This window comes from Bacillus sp. AFS001701, assembly GCF_002559405.1.
In the GTDB taxonomy this organism is placed as follows: Bacteria; Bacillota; Bacilli; order Bacillales; family Bacillaceae_G; genus Gottfriedia.
On record NZ_NTZO01000456.1, the window covers coordinates 1 to 3782 of the forward strand.

General features: G+C 35.2%; 2 protein-coding genes. Both read left to right on the plus strand.

What is annotated here, in order from left to right:
* Positions 1–175: 175 nt before the first annotated feature.
* The gene (locus tag CN514_RS21070) at positions 176–1918 is read left to right on the plus strand and encodes an ABC transporter ATP-binding protein (RefSeq protein ID WP_098234265.1); all 1743 of its coding nucleotides are present in this window, start codon (positions 176–178) and stop codon (positions 1916–1918) included.
* A gap of 511 nt (positions 1919–2429) precedes the next feature.
* Positions 2430–3647, plus strand: a complete 1218-nt coding sequence (locus tag CN514_RS21075; RefSeq protein WP_098234266.1) for an IS110 family RNA-guided transposase — start codon at positions 2430–2432, stop codon at positions 3645–3647.
* Positions 3648–3782: the final 135 nt, after the last annotated feature.

The following is a 3782-nucleotide window of genomic DNA, read 5'->3' on the forward strand; positions in this document are numbered from 1 at the left end:
CGCTCTTAATTCAAATAAGTATAAAATAAAAGTATTAAATGTTGAAGGAGGCAAATTAAATGAAAAAATTAATGAAAGAAACTTTAAAAACATATAAGGGTGGAACACTTTCTTAATATGCATACGGTGTACCCCATTATATGTGTTAGTCAAATAACACAAAAAGGGGTTAATTATGAATTTTCCTGTAAAAAAATTTTTCTCTTATTATAAACCTTATCTAAGATTATTTTTAACGATAATAGCATGTGCTTTTATCGTTTCCGCTACAAATTTAATATTTCCACTACTCGTTCGGTACATTACGAAGGATGTTCTTGAAGGAGATTTGTCTGAAGCACTTAATGAAGTGTATTGGATCGGTGGGTTAATGCTGGTTTTAGTAGTCATACAAAATATCGGGAATTTCTTTGTAGACTACAAAGGACACGAAATTGGTGCACGAATGGAAAGTGATATGCGTAGTGAACTATTTTCACACATGCAGAAACTTTCATTTAGCTTTTATGATAAAGAAAAGACAGGACAGCTTATGTCTCGAGTAACGAACGACTTACTACTCATTTCTGAGTTGTATCATCATGGTCCTGAAGACTACGTTAAATATTTTGTGAGATTTATAGGTGCATTTTTCATATTATTTTATATAAATGCACAATTAACGGTTGCCGTTTTTTGTTTCTTACCATTTCTAGGTTTGTTTGCATTGTATTTTAATAAGGTTTTAAACAAGACATTAAGACAAAACAAAGAGCGAATTGCTGACGTCAATGCACAAGTAGAGGATAGTTTATCCGGAATTCGTGTCGTAAAATCATTTGCTAATGAACAGGTTGAAATTGAAAATTTTAACCGTGCAAATAATCGTTTCCTAGATAGTCGAAAGAAAACTTATAGGGCAGAAGCTTATTTTTACAATGGTGTTGAAATATTTCTACAACTGATTACAATTACTGTGATCATTGTAGGTAGTGCTAATATTATTAATCACTCTATAGACTTAGCGGATTTAATCACGTTTTTATTATATATAGGCTTTATGATTGAACCGATTCAAAAATTAACACATATGAGTACACAGTTCCAAGAAGGAATCACAGGATTCCAACGTTTCATGGAAATCATGAATTTGATGCCTGAAATAGAAAACAAACAAAGTAAAATTATACTCTCAAAAGTAAGTGGAAAAATTGAGTTTAAACAAGTTGCATTCCGTTATGAAGAATATCAGGAGAATGTATTAGTGAATACATCACTTTATATACAACCTGGTGAGTATATTGCAATAGTTGGTCCATCTGGGGTAGGTAAGACTACATTATGTTCACTGATTCCTCGTTTTTATAATGTGACGGAAGGTGAGCTGTTAATAGATGGAATGAATGTTCGAGATATTGACCTGAATTCATTACGAAATAATATTGGGATTGTACAACAAGATGTTTATCTATTTACCGGTACAGTTTATGAAAATATTCGCTACGGAAATCAGATTGCAAATGAGAAAGAAATAATTGAAGCAGCGAAGCATGCAAATGCACATGACTTTATTATGAAGCTCCCAAATGGCTACCACACTGAGATTGGGCAAAGAGGAGTTAAATTATCAGGTGGCCAGAAACAGAGATTAAGTATTGCACGAGTATTCCTAAAGAACCCACCTATTCTTATATTAGACGAAGCAACAAGTTCATTAGATAATGAAAGTGAAAGTATCGTTAAGGAAGCGCTAGATATATTAGCGAAAGGACGTACTACACTCGTCATTGCCCACCGTCTTTCCACAATCCGAAATGCCGGACGAATTATTGTTATAACAGGAGAAGGAATTGTAGAACAAGGTACTCATAATGAACTTCTCAAAAATGGTGGAGTTTATGGAAAACTGTATTCAAAACAGTTTGAAGTTCAAGTATAGTAGGTAACACATAAATCGTCTATCTCTTAAAGAGGTGGACGATTTATTTATTTGTTTTATTTCATTTGAAACTAAATTTATTAAATGTTCTAATTTGTTTATAAAAATTGGCGAAAGAACTCTTAATTCTATGTTCTCTTAAGTAAATATCAGGTTCGTTAAATAAGGTTAAGATATTTGAAAAAGAAAATCACCACGCTGAATAAAACAGTGCATTTTTATGTGGCTGTTAATCAACTAACGCATGCGTTAGCCACCCATGAAGCTCAAAAACGGAGCTTCACCACAGTGAATGAAAATGTATTGAATCCGACCATACTGATTCTAAGGCTAGGAGAAGAAGGTCGATCAAGATCAACTATGGTGCCATAGAGCCCACGCGTTAGTCTGACTCCAACGACCACGGTGCACCACTGACTGTTGCTCCCTTGCGGGAAGCACTAATAGTAGATTAATCCTAATCTGATTGTTGCACTAGCCTCCATTTATGAGCCTAGAAAGGAAGATTTCAATGGATGTAATCATTGAAAGAGCGTGTGGTTTAGATGTTCACAAGGACAATATCACTGCTTGTATCATGACATCAGAAGGAAAGGAGGTCCAAACATTTTCAACCAAGACTATTTTTCTATTAAAGTTATTGGACTGGATTAAAGAGAATAATTGTACTCATGTAGCGATGGAAAGTACCAGTGTTTATTGGAAGCCTATTGTTAATTTACTTGAGTCCGAAGGTATCGAGTTTTTAGTTGTGAATGCCCAGCATATGAAGGCACTTCCAGGACGAAAAACTGATGTTAAAGACGCCGAATGGATCGCGCAACTTCTTCGCCATGGACTACTCAAAGCTAGTTTTATTCCAAATCGGAATCAACGAGAATTAAGGGAACTTGTACGCTATCGTCGTAGCATTATTGAAGAACGTGCAAGACAACTTAATCGGATTCAGAAGGTTTTAGAAGGGGCTAACATTAAACTTGGTTCTGTTGTTTCAGATATCAAGGGTGTTTCTTCACTGGACATGCTTCGTGCAATTTCACATGGTGAAGATGATCCTGAAAAACTAGCAAACTTCGCTCGTGGTACGTTGAAAAAGAAAAAAGAGGAGCTTGAATTGGCACTTCGGGGCTACATTCAACAACATCAACGACTAATGTTAAAAACGATTTTAACTCATATTGATTTCCTAACAAATCAAATAGAAATGTTGGATCAAAAAGTCGCAAATCGAGTAAGTTCCTATAAAGAAGATGTTGAACGACTTGATTCAATTCCTGGAATCGCTACAAGGATGGCTGAACAAATTCTATCTGAAATTGGCACCGATGTAGGAAATCAATTCCCTACCGCAGCACATCTATGTTCATGGGCAGCACTGGTTCCTGGACATAACGAAAGTGCAGGTAAAAGGAAATCTAGTAAATCTAAAAAAGGAAATAAATATTTAAAATCGGCATTAACAGAAGCAGCCCAATCAGTAAGAGGATCCAAAAACTATCTTGGTGCACTGTATAGACGTACAGCTGGACGAAAAGGAAAAAGTAAAGCTGCAATCGTTGTCGCCCATGCGATGTTAAGAATTGCATATTACCTTTTAACCCGAAAAGAAATGTATGTCGACCTAGGCGAAGATTATTTTGATAAACAAAGACAGGAATCAATTGTCCGCCATTCGGTACGAAGATTAGAAAACTTAGGCTATTCCGTATCAATAACTGAAGCCTCTTAATCTATTTGATCAGTCCATAAACACCAACAATAAGTCGCTCCTCTTTTTTTAAAAAACGAATGAGCTGCTTCTAGTATTGCCTTTTTATCGAATTTACAGAAGTTTATTTTCATAGTAGTTGCATAGAGAACTTCA

Excerpts from the sequence above, each read along its gene's own strand:
- CN514_RS21070 (WP_098234265.1), top strand. The coding sequence starts at position 176 with ATGAATTTTCCTGTAAAAAAATTTTTCTCTTATTATAAACCTTATCTA.
- CN514_RS21075 (WP_098234266.1), top strand. The coding sequence starts at position 2,430 with ATGGATGTAATCATTGAAAGAGCGTGTGGTTTAGATGTTCACAAGGAC.